Consider the following 17,712-nt stretch of genomic DNA (forward strand, 5'->3'; position numbering starts at 1 on the left):
CTGCCCACGCATTGTGAGAGAAATGTAATGAAACGAAAAAAATCCGCAAACCCGCATTCGACACGCCCGTCTTATCCGACGGGCTATCTCAGCGTGATTTCAATCCGCCCTCAATCTGAATTCAATAACTCTAATTCGGAATTTTCCGCAAATTCTTAAGACCCGTCTGATTCCCCTAGCGACGTTACCCAATTTACTATCCCCCTTCGGTCGCTGCGCCTTTGGCAGGTGGCGCAGCAATAGCCCCGCAAGACACCCATTCATTGGTTGTCTACGGTAGCAACCAATCCTATTTTCGCGGAGCGTGATTGCATGGGTAGTCGATTGTCATTTTCCTCTCGTACCGTCACCGTTTCCGGTGCCGGCCTGCCGGAACTGCTGGGACAGCCGCTGCTGGTGTTTTCCAGGCTGTCCGGCACCGAGGGCATCAATTCCCTGTTCGAATACGAACTGGACCTGAAGACGCCCGACGACCGCAATGCGCTGTACGGCCCGGCGGGCGATTTCGACCTCGAAGCCATGCAGGGCCAGGAGTTGACCGTCAGCATCGAGTTGGACGGCTCCGGCACCGGCATGGCGGGCGGCTTCGGCAAGGGCGTGCGTGAAATTACCGGCATCGTCACCGGCGTGCGCGGTCCCTTCCATGAAAACGAGCGCATCCGCTACCGCCTGACGCTGCGCCCGTGGCTGTGGCTCGCCACGCTCACCAGCACCTTCAAGCGATACCAGAACATGACGGTGCTGGAAATCGTGGAAGCGGTGTTGAGCAAATACACATTCCCAGTCGAGCGCCGGCTTTCACTCATCGCGTACCCAAAGCGCGAATATCAGCTACAGGCCGGCGAAACGGACTACCAGTTCGTACGCCGCCTGCTCGCGGAATGGGGGATCAATTTCCATTGGGAATTCTCCGAGGGCCACCATCGCATGGTGCTGACCGACGGCAACGGCGCCTTCCTGAATATCCCCAGCCCCGCCTACGAAACGATCAGCTGGTATCCCTCCTCGGACCGCGTGGACGAAGAGCACCTCTATGAATTCGAGGTCCGCGACCGGCTCATCCCAGGAGAATGGGCGCACGGGGACTATGACTTCAACCACCCAGGCGCGAACCTGAACGTTTCGGCCGCTGACCCGCGCGACACCAGCCACGCGACTCAGCAGCTCTATTCCTGGCCGGGAGATTTTTCCGAGCCCGCGACCGGCAGCGATGCCCGCCAGGAGGGCGACATGCTGGCGCGCATCCGCATGGAAGCGATCCGGCAGCAAGCCTTCCGCGTGCGCGGCAAGGGCAATGTGCGCGCGATGGCGCCAGGGCACACCTTCACGCTCGAGCGCTTCCTGCGTACGAAGGCGAACCGAGAGTACCTGATCTTTGCCACGTACCTCCTGATCGAGGACGTAGGTGAGTTCGCCGGCAGCGGCCAGCAATGGCGCTGCGAAGTGGAATTCGAAGCGCAGCCGACCAGCGAGATCTTCCGGCCTGAGATCGTGGAGAAACCCAGGATCGGCGGCTATCACGTCGCCAGGGTTGTCGGCCCGGCCAATACGGAAATCTGGTGCGACAACTTTGGCCGCATCAGAATCGAGTTTCCGTGGGACCGCTACGGGAACAATGACGAAAACAGTTCCTGCTGGGTCCGCGTCGCGGATTTCGCCTCGGGCAACCGCTTCGGCAGCACGCACCTCCCGCGCATCGGCCAGGAAGTGATTGTTGACTACCTGGGCGGCGACCCGGACCGGCCGATCATCGTCGGACGCGTCAACAACCAGCTGAACCTGCCGCCATGGGACTTGCCGAACCAGTTCGCCTTGTCCGGCTACCAGAGCAAGGAACTGTTCGGCGATGGCCGCAACCACACGCTTTACGACGATACCCAAGGCCAGCAGCAGGTACAGATGGCGTCGGACCACCAGAGCAGCTTGCTCGCGCTCGGCCACAACGTCCGGGTGAAGGATTTCGAGGGCCGCAAGGACAAGCGCGGCGAAGGGTTCGAGCTGCGCACCGATGCGCATGGCGCGCTGCGAGCCGCGCTCGGCATGCTCATCACCACCTTCTCTCGCCTGCATGCCGAAGGCAACGCGATGAACGTACGCGATGTTGTTCAGTTGCTCGAAAGCGCGCAGGACATTGCCGCCACCCTGGGGGAGAAAGCGACCGAAGCCCATGCCCAGGACGGCGAGCAGCCGGAAGTTGCCAAGCGGCTGGAAGCGCAAACGGCGCAAATCAAGGGCGGAGGCGAGCTCAAGGAATTTACCGCGCCCCACCTGGTATCGGCCAGCCCCGCCGGCATCGTCTCCACCGCTGCCGGTTCCACGCATATCGCCAGCGGCGGCGACACCGCGCTCACCACCGGGGAACACCTGTCGGTGACCACCGGCGGCGGCTTCTTTGCCAGCGTGCGCAAGGCGCTGCGCCTGTTCGCCTATGAGGCCGGCATGAAACTGGTCGCCAACATGGGAGACATCGACCTGCAAGCCCTGAAGAACAACATCAACCTGCTGGCAAAACTCAAGATCACGCTCACGGCCGACGAGATCCGCATCCAGGCCAAGGAAAAGCTGCTGCTGGCCGGGGGTGGGAGCTACCTGCGCCTGGACGGCAACATCGAGCACGGCACCAACGGCAGTTTCACCGTTCACGCCGCCAGCAAGCTCCTGACCGGGCCAAACAGCCTGCCGATGGAGCTGAACACGAAACAGGTGTGCATCGAATGCCTGATCCGAGCCGCCGCGCGCAACACCGCCCTGATGCTGCGCTAACCACCAGACTGCCATGAGCCAAGCCGACCCCATTTTTGTCTATGTTCTTGCCGACGGTGCGCAACACCACGCTCAGGTTGGCGACCTGATCCGCCAGGCGTCGGCGCATCGCAACGTCTATGCCGGCCTGCCCGAAGAGAAAGCCGGCGATGCGTCCCTGTTTCTCGCGCATGTCGCCGACGCCGAGGAGCCTTGGCTCGCGAAGCTGGACGAACTCGACCTGCTCGCGCCCTGCATCTCGCTGATCTGGAGCCGCGCCGGGATTGACGCACTGGCCACGCATCTGCAGCAATTCCTGATCGCCGATATTGGCGACGGCATGGGCGTCATGCTGCGCTACTTCGATCCCCGCAACCTCAAGACCAGCATGACGCTATGGGGCGAGGACACGACGCAAAAGCTGATGGCCCCCATCCTGCAATGGAAATATCGCGGGCACGAGCCGGAGTGGCAGCGCCTGGACGGCCCCATGAACGGGCATACGGTGCAGACCGCCCCGGTTGCCATCCGCTTCGACCAGCAGCAAGTCGATGCCTTCATGGCGCACTGCGAGCCGGATCAGTTGCTGGGCACGCTCGTGGAAAACGGCACGGTGCCAGCGGATGGGCCCTATCTGCCCCGCTTCCGGGACTTTCTGGCGCGCTATCGGCGCGTCACGCGGTGGCACCTCACCGAACCCGCGGACCGCTTGCGCTATTGCGAACACTCGTATCAATACGGACTGGAATTCGATCTGTATCCGGAAGTATGCAGTGCGCTGAAGTCCCGTGCCGAAAGTGGCGAAGGGTTCGGCGACTGCATGGATCGCATCCCCGATTACGTGTGGAGCAGCCTGCGTAGGAAGCTGGTCGCCACGTCAGAGACTGGGGAGACGAAGTGAGTCGAGTTGATACATGGGCGCATGGGCATGTGAAGCGTCGGCTTGCATTGATGGTGCTGTTGGGTGCGTGCGTTTCACTGTTCGCTTGCTCCGAGGAATGGCGTGCAGGCGAGCACAGCGCGACCAAAAAGGAAGAGAGATATGGCGGGGGCGTTAGCGGCTTGAACTACTCATCGGATGCCATCGAGGGCTTCAGCGTCACCGGGCCACGTGGCATGAACGGCGGGGGTGCCAACATGAGCCCGGCATACAAGGATGGGCCTGCCACTGCTGGGGAAATGTGCTGCATCGGGATTCCGAAGCACTGGCAGCCCGATACCAAACTCGAAATCGAGTGGGTGCGCGATCGCTTTCCCTACAGCCATGAAAACAGAACTGGAGCGGTCGTGATGAAAGCCACCGTGACTGTGCCGCAGTACGGGCTGAAGACCTATGGATTCTGGGCCATCTTCCTGCCGGGCGATCGCGTCAAGGTGGTAGTCATGGACGGCAACGCAAACGGCAATAACTCGGTATGGAAACGGCCCGCCGACAACGACCCCTTTGTTGCCCAAGGGGTACTCGATGAAGCCTTGACGAAGGAACTACAGGAGAGCTTCAAATGAGCGTAAGGAGAGAAAGCCTACAACAACGGAGAAGTTACAGACCCGGAATTACGTCGTGCGCTGCCACCTCAGAGACTGGAGAGACAAAGTGAATCGAGTTAACACATGGGCGCATGAGCGCATGAAGCGCCAGCTTGCGATGATGCTGCCGTTGGCTGCATGCTTGTCGCTGTCTGCCTGCTCCGAGGAACGGCCCATTGGCAAGCCGCCCAATCACGCCAGCGCGACCAAAAAGGAAGAGAGATATGGCGGAGGCGTTAGCGGCCTGAACTACTCATCGGATGCCATCGAGGGCTTCAGCGTTACCGGGCCACGTGGCATGAACGGCGGCGGGGCCAACATGGGCCCGGCATACAAGGATGGGCCAGCCACTGCTGGGGAAATGTGCTGCATCGGGATTCCGAAACACTGGCAGCCCGATACCAAACTCGAAATCGAGTGGGTTCGCGATCGCTTTCCCTACAGCCATGAAAACAGAACTGGAGCGGTGGTAATGAAAGCGACCGTGACTGTGCCTCAGTATGCGCCGAAGACGTCCGGGTTTTTTGCCATTTTCCTACCAGGAGATCGCGTGAAAGTCATGGTGGGAGACGGCAATGCCAATGGGAACAACGATGTCAATATCAGACCTCCCGATGACGACCCGTTTATTGCCCAAGGGGTACTCGACGAAGCACTGACGAAAGAACTACAGGAGCGTTTCAAATGAGCGTACTGCGCTGGCCTGCCGCGATGCCGGAAACGAACAAGGGTCGTCTCCCGGAAGGAGAGAGAGCCTACAACAAGGGAAAAATGCGTGTAGTCGATCCGCTGGGCGACTGCGAGCAGACCATCCACATCAGCCTGTTCTTCGACGGCACCAACAACAACGATGACCCCAATAACAAATGGCGTGATTCCGTCCATGGGACGCACACCAATGTAGTCCGGCTGTTCAGAGCCAGCAAGAATAGGCCAGAACAAGGTCTATTCAGCTACTACATCGTTGGGGTGGGCACACCATTCCCCGAGATCGGAGAGGAGACATACAGCAGCGCAGGCAAGGCACTAGCAGCGGGATTCGCCAAGCGCTGCGTGTGGGGCTATACGCGTGTGCTAAATGCGGTTTATAAGGCGATTACGGCAATGCATGGTGACGACCTGATTAAGGACGATGATGCTGGCAAAATTTGTGCAACGCTCGACAGAGCTTTCTATTCCTTCAAGCTCGCGGAAAGAGAGAAGCACCTCGGCAGCATTCATGAGGCCGTGGTCCGCAGTTGCCAGCGCAACCGCCTGATCAAGAAGGCCTACATCAACGTCTTCGGCTTCTCGCGCGGCGCGGCGGGCGCCAGGGTCTTTGTCAGCAGGCTGATCAAGCGCTGGGCCAAGAACGGGAAACTGATCGACAAGATTCCCTATGAGGTGAATTTCATGGGGCTGTTCGATACGGTGGCATCGGTTGGGCCGCCGGACTCCACCCGTGCCGCAGTGGATTCCGATAAATTTGACGGGCACTTCAGCTGGTCCGGTGGTGGCGCGCTGAACATCCCGCCGCAAGTGCGGCGCTGCGTGCATTTCTTCTCGATTCACGAGCAGCGCATGAGTTTTCCGCTGGACTCGATCCGGCAAGGCAAGCGCTATCCGGCGAATTTCGTCAGGCTGCTGGAAGTGGCCTATCCCGGTGTTCATTCGGACGTGGGCGGCAGCTATGCGCCTGGCGACCAGGGCAAGTCCACCAAGGGCGAGGGACACAGGCTGGGCAAGATTCCCCTGCATGACATGTACATCGAAGCACTGAAGGCGGGGGTTCCCCTGGCCCTCGATGCGGACGGCGTGGAAGATCGGATGCGTGAGATTGTCATGCAAGACTTCTCCATCGATCCCGCCGTCGCCAAAGCCTTCAACGACTGGCGCGCCAAGCTGCCCGCCGTGGATAGCCTGGAGCAGGCACTGGAATTCGGGCTGCGGCAGAACCTGCAATGGCGCGCGCTGCGGGCACGCTACCACACGGGCCATTACCTCACCAATCAGCCTTTCTATCGGTTCTGCGCGGACAAGCGCGAAGACAGGAAGACCCCTCACGCGCTAAGGACGGAAGCCGACAGGAGGCGGAAGACCGACCCCGAAATTGAACGGTTAAAGAAGGAGAACGCCGAACTGGACAGCAAGATGAAGCTGTTGAAGGCGCGTGCCAGTTCCCGGCGGGCGATCCCGCAGATCATGGCCGACATGAAGGAGCTGGGGGACATCAAGGCCAGGATCGCGGCCAACGAAGCCGCCATTCTGGCGCGCGAGGTGGCCATTCTTGCCGAGGTGGCCGGCAAGAAGCCGGAAGATTGCCGGCCCGGCGAAGGCGCGGACGAACTGGTGACCAATGACCGCACGGACTTGCTCGAAGCGGCTGAGGAATTCCAGTTGCTGCTGGGCTTTCTACACCCGGATCAGCAAGCCAGTCTCAATGTCAAGACGCAATCCGTCGAACGGTGGTTCTCGTTCGATGACTTTCACAAGGGTGGCATCGGGCCGGGCGGCGCGATCGTTGGCACGTGGGAAAAATCCGGCATGCACCTGTGCGTGCCGCGTGCCGACCGCCCGATGACGGATTCGGCCAGTGTGGCGCTGGTAGCGCCGGATGCAATGGTATCCACGGCGGCTCTCAGGAAGTACTACGCCGTTGACGACGTGCTGGTGGAGCCCGCCCGCGAAATGGTCGCCTACCTGAGAGCAACCACCGCCGCCAAGGCGGTGGATGAATTTGCCTTGCGCGAGAGAGCCGCCGTCGAGATGTTCGACAACTACATCCATGACAGCCGCGCCTGGTTCCGTGTGCCCCACTTCCATGAGTACGCGCCCGGCGGATATGGATGGGCACGTACGGTCTTTGTCGGGGATGACGAGAAGATCCGGCACCTTGGCATGACTGGGGGCGCGCAAAGGCGCGCGGCATAGCAGAAGGCCGTTCGCATTGCCACGGCAACCAGCGCATCGGCCAACGCATCAACCAGCACTTTAAGCAGCACTTTAACCAGCGCGTCAACCCGCGCTTCAACCTAGGAAACACATATGAACTACACCAACTCTCAACAACCTTCCTTCGCCTTTGTGGCCGCCTCCTGGGCTGCGCTTTTGACGGGCTTTCTTGCCTTCCTGATCGGCCTGTTCAATGCCGACATGCAACTCAATGAAAAAGGCTATTACTTCACCGTCTTGGTGTATGGCCTGTTCGCCGCCGTCTCCGTGCAGAAGTCCGTCCGCGACAGGCTGGAGGGCATTCCTGTCACGGGGATTTACTATGGGCTGAGCTGGCTGTCCGTGCTGCTGGCAATGCTCTTGCTGTGCGTCGGGCTGTTCAATGCCACGCTTGCCTTGAGCGAGAAGGGCTTTTATGCCATGTCGTTTGCGCTGGCCCTGTTTGGCGCAATCGCCGTGCAGAAGAATACCCGCGACACCCAGGCAGCAAGGCCGACGTCCATCAATGCCGATGCGGTCCGCATCATCAATGACGGTGCCGCCCCCGGCCAGGTGGACGAGGCATGACCGCGTGGCTGGACAAGGACGACCCCGCGCCGCAGCGGGGGCAGCGGGGGCAGCAGGTGCCCGGCTCCTCCGTGAAGCTGGCCGTGACAGGCCAGGAGAAGCAGGAGGCCGACCCGACGCCCCTGCCAGCGGGCAAGACCATCGAGGCCCGCGTAGCCGAGATTGACGGCACGCCCAATCCCCTGCTGGGAGCCGCCCGGCGGCTGCTACGGGCGCTGGCCGACATGCCGCCCAACCTGGAGGAGCGCGCTACGGTGGAGCGGCTGCGCGCCCTGCTGGAGCGGGAATTGCGCACTTTCCAGGCTGTGTGCGACCGGCTGAACATCGACCGCGGGCACACCACCGGCGTGCATTACGCGCTGTGCACGGCGCTGGACGAGGCCGCGGCCCATACCGAATGGGGCGGCGGCAGCGCCGCCTCGCTCGGCGCGTGGCCGGGCAGCGCCTTGGCATCAACCTTTCACCAGGACTGCGAGGGTGGCGTCAAGGTCTTTCTCATCCTGGGCCGGCTGGTGGACTCGGTGGCCGAGAACATCGGCCCCATCGAGGTCTACTACCATATCCTGTCGCTGGGGTTCGAGGGGCGGTATCGCGGCGTGGCGAACGGCGAACAACAGCTGCGCCATATCCGGAGCCGCCTGCTGGAGGCAATCAACAAGCACCGTGACCCGGTGCCCGAGGCGTTGTCGCCGAACGTGCAGCCCGCACCGCCGGGACGCTTCCAGCACCTGGGCGGCATCCCCATCTGGGTGACCTGGGTGCTTGGCCTGCTGGTTGTTTCGGGCATGGCCGGCTATTACAAGTACCAGCTGACGCTCCGGGAGCGCGACCTCGTGCAGCAGATTGTCGCGATCGGCAATATGAAGCCACCGCCGCCACCAAAGGCGCTGCGCCTCGCCGAGTTGCTGAAAGATGAGATCGCGCGCGGCGTGGTAGCGGTCAAGGACGACGACCGCCGCAGCACCGTGATATTCCGGGGCGACGCTATGTTCGGCGCCGGAAAAGCCGAGATCAGCAAAACGCTGATGCCAACGCTGGACAAGGTCGCATCCGAGATCAAGCAGGTGCAGGGCATGGTGCAGGTGACCGGCCACAGCGACAACCAGCCGATCAAGAGCGCGCGCTATGCATCGAACCAGGCCCTGTCCGAGGAGCGCGCCGCCGTGGTCAGTGAGTACCTGGCCCGCAAGGGCGTCGCCAAAGGGCGCCTTGAAGCCATCGGCAAGGGCGACACCGAACCGCTGACGGACAACAAGACCCCTGCGGCCCGCGCGGCAAACCGGCGCGTGGAAGTGGTGGTGACTCAGTAACGCAGGAGCAGTCGGAATGCCAGGAACACTCATCAAGAAGGGCGACAAGACCAGCCATGACGGCGCGGTCATTACCGGGGCCGAGGACGACCTGCTCGACGGGCAGCCCATGGCGCGCCTTGGCGACTTCGTGGACTGCCCCGAACGCTACCCGGACGGGCGACCGCACGGGATCAACAAGATCATCACTGCAACCTCTGGCCTGATGAGTGGCACCCGTCCCGTGGCCTGTGAGGGCGACCGCATCGAATGCGGCTGCGTGCTGATCGGCAGCTCAGACGCCATGGCAGGCCAGCTGTGAAGCCGCGACACGTTGCTCCCAGCGGTGTCCGAATCACGCCGCCCATTCCAAATCCGTTCCTGCACAAGGCGATATGAACCCAAAAATCAACTGGCTGAAAACCATCCAGCATTCCTACGTCTCGGCGTTCCAGGTCTTGACTGGACTTCCACGCCTCGTGGGCTTGACAGTTGCAGTCCTTAGCGCCGTTTCCTGCTGGATTGCCCGCCTCAGAGACGGCGGAATGTCGACCATGGATTTGCTGGTCCTGTTCTCCGGCCTACAAACGATTGTTACAGTTCCCTTGCAGTTGGGAGGCTATCGTCTTCTGTTACTAGGGAAGACAACGAAAAGCTGGTCAAGCAAGACAACCAAGTTCTTCCTGCTCGCCGTAGCCGTGAGTACTGGCAACATCCTCGCCATGCTATTCCTGGCACTATGGGGCACGAGACTCCTGAGATCCCCAACCTGGGGAGATGTCGCTATCGCGCTGGTTCTGGCAATCAGCTGCTGCTTCTTGTACGCCCGCCTGACCCTGATGCTGCCCGCATTGGCCATCGATGCACGAAATGCGTCCTTTAGGCAGATATGGGACATGAGCCGCGGGCGCGTTTGGTCTGTCCTGGCAACAATCACTGTGACCACGTTTCCCGTGTACGTTGTTCTGCACTTTTTCCCGGTGAGCAACCCGACCGAAGCATTCCGCAATATCACGCTGCTTGACGCTGTGCTGTACTCCATGGTCTGCGTATCGTCAAACCTGCTCAGTATCGGTGCGCTCGCGGCCCTTTACCGCTGGCTGGCACCAACGCCAGCAAATCAATGCGCCGACGCTGCGCAGCTACTATGACTTTCTGGACCGCGAGAGCGGCAAGATGGCTAGGCCTGCGCCGCAGCCAGGAAGCCGCGCCATGGGTCAAACGCGCAGACGGTGCGCTTACACGGGAACTACGCCCAGGCGTATCCTGCGTGGTCCATCCCGACGCGCGCGTCGAACTGAACCTGGAAACCTTTGCCGGGGTCGAGATAGCCGAGCCGTGGGAAGTCCTCGGGCGAGAGCAAATCAGCATCGCGGGCATTGACTCGCACGACGTGCGGTTCCTGGACGGGGGGCGTGTGCAATATGCCATCAATTCGCGAGGCCAGTTGGTCGATTTCCGCGCCAAGGGCGTGACTGTTCGGGTGTCGCCCGACAATCGCGTGATCCTGCTGACGACACGCCCCGACAGACAGACCGGTGTTGCGGCCTGGTGCGCGGCTCACCGGCAATCGCTGGTGGTCAGCGGTGGCCTGGCCCTCGCATTCGCACTCGGATGGCTGATGCCGTCGCTGCCGGCAATCTCCGGACCGTTCGCTGCCGGCTCGCTGCTGATACTCGGCTTGATGGTGTCTGCTGCCGTCGTGGCCAGGAAGTATCCGTCCAGGGGACCCGTCGTTGCAGCCACCTGCTTTGCCATCCTCTGGCCTCTCACGTGGTGCCTGACACGGGAGATGGCCGATGCGATGGGCGTACCACCGGCTCCCAGCACATGGTTGGACAGCCCATGGCTGCTGTTCGGTGTCGAGGCCGGCCTGCTCGCCCTGTTGATGATCCATGTACTCCGAATTCAGGACCAGACCACTGCCTATTCGGGCCTGCGCGAACTCGCTCCGCCCAGAAACCACACCTTGTGATTTTCGGGAACAAGTCACTTCTGACACACACCGCAGACACCGTTTGAAAACAGGGCTATCCGATGCCTATATCATCGAATCGCTGCCGCATGCCGCATCTCTCTGGCTATCACCGCTGCATATGCAAGCGCTGCCCCTCCCGGGCGATGTTCTCCTCCTTGCCCACAAGAAGCGCCGCAGCCGATTGCCGGCCGAGGACCGGACCACTCCGGAAGCACGCATCATCAATGCCGGGCTCAGGCGGCGCAAAGGCAGGGTTGCCACAAAGGGATGTGGCTGCCACCCTCCATCCCTGCCCCGGGGCCTAATCCCGCCCACCTCCAAACACCCGTTTCACCCTCTCCCACATCACACCCAGCATCATCGACACCGGGTTCATCTGCGCGGCCTGGCTGCGCTCGCTCTCCGACAACGACGGGTCCATCTTGCGGGCGACGTTCTTGCCGAAGTCCGCCATCATGCGCCGGACGAAATCGCGCACCAGCCCCGAGCGGGAGAACTGCGCGAGCGGGCCTTGCAGGGAGTACTGCAGGTCGATCAGCACTTCGGTCTCGCGCGCCGATATCGCCTGCAGCACATAGGTGATGTCGCCAGCGGCCTTGGAGTTGCTCAGCGAATCCTGCCCCGCGCCCTTGAGCACGCCGCGCCGGTTCGCGTCGTCGCGCTCGAGCCGCGCCGCGCCGTTGAAGCGCGCCGCCATGGGCCCGAACTTGATCGCCACATGCCCCTTGACGCGATCGCCGTCCTGCTCGGTGAGCGCCGCGCCTGGCAGGCAGCTTGCCACCGCCGGCAGGTCCGCCATGAAGCGCCACACGTCGTCAGCCGGGAACGGCACCTTGAAGCTGCCGTCGATGCGCGACCAGCCCTTTTTGTCGGCGCTGCGCTCGGCTTCTCCCTTGGTGGCAGGCTCGGCGTGGGCCTGGACAGCACTGTCGGCCGCAGGCGTGAAGCAGACGAATTCGCGCTTCACGGTCGCTGCTACGGCTTGCACCGCGTTGCCCGTTGCAGGCGGCTTGCGCTGCGCCAGCACGGAGCTGATCGCGGCCACGATCCCCATATAGCCCGTGCAGCGGCAGAGGTTGCCCGATAGCTCATGGCGGATGGTTGCCTCGTCGGCCTCCGGCAGCCGCAGCACGATGTCGCGCGCGGTGGCCAGCATGCCGGGCGTGCAGTAGCCGCATTGCAGCGCGTGGTGCTGGTTGAACGCGGCGCGCAGGTCGCGCATGACGGGGTCGTCGTCATAGCCTTCGATGGTCACCACCTTGCTGCCGGCGCAGGCGCTGGCAAAGGTGATGCACGAGCGCACGGGCTTGTCGTCGACCAGCACGGTACAGGCGCCGCAAACCCCGTGCTCGCAGCCCAGGTGGGTGCCGGTCAGGCCCTGTGCGTCGCGCAGGAAGTCGCCCAGGTGGGTGCGGTGCGCGCAGGCGCCGGACGCGGCGCGTCCATTGATCGTCAGTGCGATGGTTTCCACTGCGGCCCTCAGTTGAAAAGTTGTTCGATGCAGCGAGTGACGGCTGCGCAGCAGAGCTTGCGGTCGATCGCATCCTTGGCCGGCGTGGCTTGCGTCACGGCGGCCAGCACGGCCTGCGGCGTGAGCGCGGCGGGGCCTTGCGCGGCAATGTCGTTGGCGAGGCCGCGCAGCAGCGCCGGCGCGCCGTCGAGCGCGCCAAGCGCGATGCGGGCGAAGCGCGTGGATGGATCGAAGTACGCGGCGCAGCTGGCCTCGGCGAACTCACCGGTCTTGCGGCACAGCTTGTGGTAGCCCCAGCGTGCCGTATCGGGCTGGCTCGGCACATGGACGGCGCAGATCAGCTCGCCTTCGGTGAGCGCTGTGGTGTACGCACCCAGCATGAACTCCGTCATGGGGACGATGCGCGTGCCGGCCTTCGATGCAAGCTCGATCTGCGCGCCAATGGCGGTCAGCGCCACCACCCAGTCCGCCGCGGGATCGGCATGCGCCAGGCTGCCGCCGATGGTGCCGCGATTGCGGATGGCGCGGTAGGCGATGCCGCGCGCCACGGATTGCAGCATGCCGCCGCGCAGTGCCGGGAATTCGCCATCCTCGATCTGCGCATGGGTGACCGCCGCGCCGATGCGCACGCGATCCTGCTGCATGGTGACCGTGCGTAGCTCGGCGAGCTTCGACAGATCGTAGATGGCATCGGGGCGCGTCAGGCGAAGGTTAAGCATCGGGCCCATGGACTGCCCGCCACCCATGACCTTGGCGTTGTCGGTGCGGTCCGCCAGCTCGGCGCAGGTGGCGGCCAGCGTGGGGGCCGCGTGATAGGTGAATGCAGCTGCTTTCATGATGGTTCAGGCCGCCTCTCTGGTTGGCGTGGCTTGCGGTTTCCGGGCTTGCTCGGCGCGGGCCAGCGCTTCAAGCACCTTGCGCGGCGTGAGCGGCGTCTCCAGCAACTCCACGCCGAATTGCGCCAGCGCGTCGTTGACCGCGTTGAAAATGGCCGCGGGGGGCGCGATGGCGCCGCCCTCGCCCATGCCCTTGGCGCCGAATTCCGTATGCGGCGACGGCGTCTCGAAATGGTGGATGCGGATCGAGGGGATTTCGGTCGGGCCAGGCAGCATGTAGTCGGCCAGCGTGGAGGCCAGCGGCTGGCCGTTGCCGTCGTAGCGCATCTCCTCGAACATGGCCGTGCCGATGCCTTGCGCCACGCCGCCATAGGTCTGCCCTTCCACCACCATGGGGTTGACCATGATCCCGCAGTCTTCCACCACCACGTAGTCGAGGATCTCGACGTGGCCGGAATCGGTGTCCACCTCCACCAGCGCGGCGTGGGTGGAGTACGTGAAGCTGCCGGTATCCACGTTGGGCTTGTAGCCCATGGTGGTTTCCAGCCCGGTGGGATCCACATTGGCGGGCAAGCGCTGCGGGTTGATATACCAGGCGTTGGCGATTTCGCTGATCGGCACGGCGGCGTCGCCCGCCTTGACCGAACCACCAGCCAGCGTCGCCTCGTCCTCGGGACGTTGCAGCATATGCGCGCCGATCTTCAGCAGGCGCGGCACCAGCGCCTTGCAGGCACGCGATACCGCGCCGCCCGACATCACCAGCGAGCGCGAAGCATAGGTGCCGGTGGAGAACGGCGTCACGCCGGTGTCCCCGTGCACAACCTTCACGCGCGACACATCGATGCCGAGGATCTCGTGCGCGATCTGGGCAAAGGTGGTCTCCATGCCCTGGCCATGCGAGTGCACGCCGACGCGCACTTCCAGCCCGCCGTCCGGCGTGATGCGCACGGTGGCGGAATCGAAGCCGGGAATCACCGGCGTGCCCCAGGCGGCGAACACGGAGGTGCCGTGCGCCGATTGCTCGGTGTAGGTGCCAAAACCCACGCCGAGATAGCGCGAGCCCGCCGAAGGATCGTTCAGCCTTTGACGCTGGCGCTCACGGATGCGCGCCAGCCCGATCATCTGCGCGGCCTTGCGCACGCTGGCCGGGTAGTCGCCGCCATCGAAGTGCTTGTTGGTGACGTTGACGTAGGGCATGGATTCCGGCTGGACCAGGTTCTCGCAGCGGATCTCCCACGGCTCGCGCTTGACCTCGCGCGCCAGCGCATCCATCAGCAGTTCCATGGCAAAGCACACGCCCGTGCGCGCCACGCCCCGGTACGGGACAAAGCCGGGCTTGTTGGTGGCCACGCATTCCGTGACGCAGCGGTAGCCGTCGAAGGCGTACGGCCCCGGCAGGTTGCCGATGGCCTGGCCGGGTTCCAGGCCGATGGTGAAGGGCCACACCGAATAGGCGCCGCCGTCGATGGCGATCCTGGCGTCCAGCGCCAGCAGGCGCCCGCGCGCGTCGGCGTAGGCCGTGACCTCGTAGTGGTGCTCGCGCGAGTTGGCGCCCGCGGTCAGGTGCTCGCGCCGGTCTTCGATAAAGCGGAACGGTTTGCGGTACGTCATGGCGAGCCAGGCGATGCACAGCTCCTCTTGCTGCAGCACGCACTTGTAGCCAAAGGCGCCGCCCACGTCGGGCGAGATCACGCGGACTTTTTCCTGCTCCAGGCCCAGGCAATGGCTGAGCACCGTGCGGATCATGTGCGGCACCTGGGTGGCGCTGTAGACGATCAGCTGGTCGAACTGGTGGTCCCAGTAGGCCAGCACGGCCTTGCCTTCCATTGGCACCATGCACTGGCGCGCCAGGTCGATCTTGCGGGTGACCACCACGCAGGCGGTCTTGCTGAGCGTGTCGAAATTCTTGTCGGCGGTGAGTGTGAGGAAGTGGTTGTCCTTCCAGTGCTCGTGCACGCGCGTGGTGTCGCTGGCCTGCCGTGCGCCATCGACATCGGTGAGCGCCGGCAGCTCATCGAGCTCCGCGACGATGCGCTCGGCGATGTCCTCGGCCTGCGCGCGGGTCGGCGCGAAGGCCATGGCGATGGGCTCGCCGACAAAGCGGACCTTGCCGGCGGCCAAGGGCGGCTGCGCCGACTGCTGGTATGACGGGAAAGCCGAGTCGGCCACGATATCGAGCGCGCCATGCATATCGTCCCGCCCGATCACCGCATGCTCCAGCCCTTGCGGCTTGTGCAGCGCCAGCAGCCGCGCATGCGCCATGGGGCTGCGCAGGAACGCAACCTCCTGCAGGCCGGGCATGGCGATGTCGGCGACGAAGCGGCCCTTGCCATGCAGGTGGCGCGCGTCCTCCTTGCGCGCCACGCGCGCGCCTACGCCCTGCCCGCCTTCCTTCTCGATGTGGTCTTTGTCCATACATTTCTCCAGCCCGGGCTTGCCGCCGTCCGTGACTGCTTTGTGGGGTTCGTGGGGTTCGTGCGTGGCGGATAGCCCGGCAACCAGCAGGTCGGCAAGCAAGTTCCGTGCACCTGCCTGATCGCACGTCCAGCGGCACATATTCAGTGCACTGAGCTTATCGACACATTGGCGAAACGGGCGGCGCCCGTCAATTGGGGCTTCAGCCGATGCACGTGCCCGGTGCGCATCACCGTGCGCACCGGGCACCGCTCAGAGCCGGGCCAGCGCCGCCAGCGCCTGCTCGCGCGGCATCACGGCGGCGTACTTCTGCTCCATGTCGAACAGGTTGGCCGCGTGCGGCTGGAGCGCGCGGTCGCCCACGCAGTCCGACACCACCAGCGGGCGGAACCCGTGCGACATGGCATCGACCACGCTGGCGCGCACGCAGCCGCTGGTGACCGCGCCCGCCACCACCAGCGTGCGCACGCCGCGCTGCGTCAGCCACGCCGCCAGCGACGTGCCGAAGAAGGCGGACGGCACGGTCTTGCGCACCACCAGCTCGCCATCGCGCGGGGCCAGCTGCGCAACGATCGCGCTGGCCGGCCCATGCTCCTTCAGTGTCAGCAGACCAGGCACCTTCAGCGTGAAGATGTTGTGGTCGCCGTCGTCGTCGGCAAACACGATGCGGCTGTGCGCCACCGCCCAGCCCTGTTGCCGCGCGCTGTCCAGCAGCGGCACCGTGTTGGCAATGGCTTCGGCGATATTGCCGCCGCCGAACATCGCCGGATCGGCGAAGCCGTTGACGAAGTCGACGATCAGCAAGCCTATAGGGTCCTGCAGCGGCAGTTGGGTGCCGAAGCCCTGGCGCTCGTAGGTGGGGAGTTCGCCATGTCTCGTCATTTGCTGCTCCATCCGTCCAGTACCTTGCCTTGCCGGACCACGTTCTCGCCGTCCAGGCTCACGGTGCAGTTGCGCAACGGGATATCGATATGGCAGGCGGTGGTGCGGCTGCCGCCTGCCTCGTTGTTGGGGCCGAGCGAGAACAGGAAATTGCCCTCGTAAGCCCGCGCGTCCATGCCGATCGAGGCCTCCCTGTCATACAGGCCCAGCGTGGACCACCGCGCGCGCGGCTGCAGGCCCCAGCCGATGTGCGAGATGGCATAGGCCTCGCGGTCGTTGAACGAGGCCATGTAGTCGTTCAGCAGCTCGGCATCCAGGCCACCTTCGATGCGCGTGGCAAAACCGCCTTCCACCGTCAACTCGACCCGGTCCGCCACGTAGCCCTTCTGCGGCAGCAAAATGTCACCGCGGTCCAGCACGATGCGCCCGCTCGCGCCGCCCTCGTTCGGCCAGGTCAGCACGAAGCCGCTGGGCCAGTGATCCCAGCGCCCCGGCTCGTCGACGAAGCCGTACTCGCTGATGGCGGGAAACTCGCCGAGCGGGCAGCGCAGGTCGGTGCCCGCGTCAGATGTCACCGTCATCTCCTTCGCCCGCGACAACCGCGCGTTGGCGGCGCTCACACGCTCGCGGTCGGCGTCGCTGGGCACCATGCGCACCAGCACTTCGGGCGGCTCCACCGCCAGCAGGATCTTGGTGCCGGTCTTGAGGATATCGTGCTGCTCGGGCGAGAACAGCAGCGTCATCAGGTCCAGCACCAGGTCACTCTCCTTGAGCGCGGCAATGGCCGCGCGGTTGCCGGTGAGCGCCGTGGTGCCCAGGTAGGCCAGCGGATCGCGGCTCAAGGCCTTGTCCGCGTTGACGGGCGGCAGGTCCAGGCGATTGACGATGGCGCCCATCGCCTGGGTGGCAACCAGCGCGCACGACAGCGTCTGCGGATGCGTGGCGGCGCTGGTGAGAATGGTGACGGTCTGCCCGGGCGCGAGCCGGGACAGCGTGAGGACCTGTTTCCAGGCCTGGATCAGGGCGTGGTCACTGACTGGCATGTTCTCTCCTGATGATCGTTTCGGTCGATCG

The 17,712-nt window shown here is 63.7% G+C and carries 15 protein-coding genes; 10 read left to right on the forward strand and 5 right to left on the reverse strand.

Features of this window, described 5'->3' with window-relative positions; translation table 11 throughout:
* The first annotated feature begins 312 nt into the window (after positions 1-312).
* From A9975_RS12580 to A9975_RS12625, 10 genes are all read left to right on the forward strand, one after another.
* Complete coding sequence (locus tag A9975_RS12580) at positions 313-2,763, forward strand: type VI secretion system Vgr family protein (RefSeq protein ID WP_183032958.1); 2,451 nt, start codon at positions 313-315, stop codon at positions 2,761-2,763.
* A gap of 13 nt (positions 2,764-2,776) precedes the next feature.
* Complete coding sequence (locus tag A9975_RS12585; RefSeq protein ID WP_183032959.1) at positions 2,777-3,643, forward strand: DUF4123 domain-containing protein; 867 nt, start codon at positions 2,777-2,779, stop codon at positions 3,641-3,643.
* Positions 3,640-4,248, forward strand: coding sequence for a DUF3304 domain-containing protein (locus A9975_RS12590; protein WP_370564478.1), 609 nt, complete (start codon positions 3,640-3,642; stop codon positions 4,246-4,248). Before A9975_RS12585 ends, A9975_RS12590 begins: the two co-directional genes overlap by 4 nt.
* Positions 4,249-4,369: 121 nt before the next feature.
* Positions 4,370-4,957 (forward strand): DUF3304 domain-containing protein, encoded by a 588-nt coding sequence (locus A9975_RS12595; RefSeq protein ID WP_183032960.1) that lies wholly within the window; start codon positions 4,370-4,372, stop codon positions 4,955-4,957.
* Complete coding sequence (locus A9975_RS12600) at positions 4,954-7,179, forward strand: DUF2235 domain-containing protein (protein ID WP_183032961.1); 2,226 nt, start codon at positions 4,954-4,956, stop codon at positions 7,177-7,179. Before A9975_RS12595 ends, A9975_RS12600 begins: the two co-directional genes overlap by 4 nt.
* 114 nt (positions 7,180-7,293) lie before the next feature.
* Complete coding sequence (gene yiaA / locus A9975_RS12605; protein ID WP_183032962.1) at positions 7,294-7,767, forward strand: inner membrane protein YiaA; 474 nt, start codon at positions 7,294-7,296, stop codon at positions 7,765-7,767.
* Positions 7,764-9,077, forward strand: coding sequence for a type VI secretion system protein TssL, long form (gene tssL, locus A9975_RS12610; RefSeq protein WP_183032963.1), 1,314 nt, complete (start codon positions 7,764-7,766; stop codon positions 9,075-9,077). Before yiaA ends, tssL begins: the two co-directional genes overlap by 4 nt.
* A 16-nt stretch (positions 9,078-9,093) precedes the next feature.
* Positions 9,094-9,378, forward strand: coding sequence for a PAAR domain-containing protein (locus A9975_RS12615; RefSeq protein WP_183032964.1), 285 nt, complete (start codon positions 9,094-9,096; stop codon positions 9,376-9,378).
* Between the two features lie 73 nt (positions 9,379-9,451).
* The gene (locus A9975_RS12620; protein ID WP_183032965.1) at positions 9,452-10,207 is read left to right on the forward strand and encodes a hypothetical protein; all 756 of its coding nucleotides are present in this window, start codon (positions 9,452-9,454) and stop codon (positions 10,205-10,207) included.
* A 119-nt stretch (positions 10,208-10,326) separates the two neighbouring features.
* Positions 10,327-11,031: a hypothetical protein gene (locus A9975_RS12625; RefSeq protein WP_183032967.1), complete on the forward strand. Its 705-nt coding sequence runs from the start codon at positions 10,327-10,329 to the stop codon at positions 11,029-11,031.
* Between the two features lie 304 nt (positions 11,032-11,335).
* Here the strand turns inward: A9975_RS12625 and A9975_RS12630 are convergent, their stop codons facing one another.
* The 5 genes from A9975_RS12630 to A9975_RS12650 form a co-directional block, all read right to left on the reverse strand.
* Positions 11,336-12,505, reverse strand: coding sequence for a 2Fe-2S iron-sulfur cluster-binding protein (locus tag A9975_RS12630; RefSeq protein WP_183032969.1), 1,170 nt, complete (start codon positions 12,503-12,505; stop codon positions 11,336-11,338).
* A gap of 8 nt (positions 12,506-12,513) precedes the next feature.
* Positions 12,514-13,341, reverse strand: coding sequence for a xanthine dehydrogenase family protein subunit M (locus tag A9975_RS12635; protein ID WP_183032972.1), 828 nt, complete (start codon positions 13,339-13,341; stop codon positions 12,514-12,516).
* A gap of 6 nt (positions 13,342-13,347) precedes the next feature.
* A complete protein-coding gene (locus A9975_RS12640; RefSeq protein WP_183032974.1) occupies positions 13,348-15,756 on the reverse strand; it encodes a xanthine dehydrogenase family protein molybdopterin-binding subunit in 2,409 nt (802 codons plus the stop codon).
* Positions 15,757-16,008: 252 nt separating this feature from the next.
* Entirely contained in the window at positions 16,009-16,638 is a 630-nt protein-coding gene (locus A9975_RS12645; RefSeq protein ID WP_183032976.1) for an N-carbamoylsarcosine amidohydrolase, read from the reverse strand.
* Positions 16,635-17,681 (reverse strand): 2,5-dihydroxypyridine 5,6-dioxygenase, encoded by a 1,047-nt coding sequence (locus A9975_RS12650; protein WP_183032978.1) that lies wholly within the window; start codon positions 17,679-17,681, stop codon positions 16,635-16,637. The genes A9975_RS12645 and A9975_RS12650 overlap by 4 nt, the downstream gene beginning before the upstream one ends.
* Positions 17,682-17,712: the final 31 nt, after the last annotated feature.

This window comes from Cupriavidus sp. UME77 (genome assembly GCF_014170355.1).
GTDB classification, from domain to species: domain Bacteria; phylum Pseudomonadota; class Gammaproteobacteria; order Burkholderiales; family Burkholderiaceae; genus Cupriavidus; species Cupriavidus basilensis.

Coding starts and splice junctions, on each gene's coding strand:
- A9975_RS12580 (WP_183032958.1), top strand. CDS start 313: ATGGGTAGTCGATTGTCATTTTCCTCTCGTACCGTCACCGTTTCCGGT.
- A9975_RS12585 (WP_183032959.1), top strand. CDS start 2,777: ATGAGCCAAGCCGACCCCATTTTTGTCTATGTTCTTGCCGACGGTGCG.
- A9975_RS12595 (WP_183032960.1), top strand. CDS start 4,370: ATGAAGCGCCAGCTTGCGATGATGCTGCCGTTGGCTGCATGCTTGTCG.
- A9975_RS12600 (WP_183032961.1), top strand. CDS start 4,954: ATGAGCGTACTGCGCTGGCCTGCCGCGATGCCGGAAACGAACAAGGGT.
- yiaA (WP_183032962.1), top strand. CDS start 7,294: ATGAACTACACCAACTCTCAACAACCTTCCTTCGCCTTTGTGGCCGCC.
- tssL (WP_183032963.1), top strand. CDS start 7,764: ATGACCGCGTGGCTGGACAAGGACGACCCCGCGCCGCAGCGGGGGCAG.
- A9975_RS12615 (WP_183032964.1), top strand. CDS start 9,094: ATGCCAGGAACACTCATCAAGAAGGGCGACAAGACCAGCCATGACGGC.
- A9975_RS12620 (WP_183032965.1), top strand. CDS start 9,452: ATGAACCCAAAAATCAACTGGCTGAAAACCATCCAGCATTCCTACGTC.
- A9975_RS12635 (WP_183032972.1), bottom strand. CDS start 13,341: ATGAAAGCAGCTGCATTCACCTATCACGCGGCCCCCACGCTGGCCGCC.
- A9975_RS12640 (WP_183032974.1), bottom strand. CDS start 15,756: ATGGACAAAGACCACATCGAGAAGGAAGGCGGGCAGGGCGTAGGCGCG.
- A9975_RS12645 (WP_183032976.1), bottom strand. CDS start 16,638: ATGACGAGACATGGCGAACTCCCCACCTACGAGCGCCAGGGCTTCGGC.
- A9975_RS12650 (WP_183032978.1), bottom strand. CDS start 17,681: ATGCCAGTCAGTGACCACGCCCTGATCCAGGCCTGGAAACAGGTCCTC.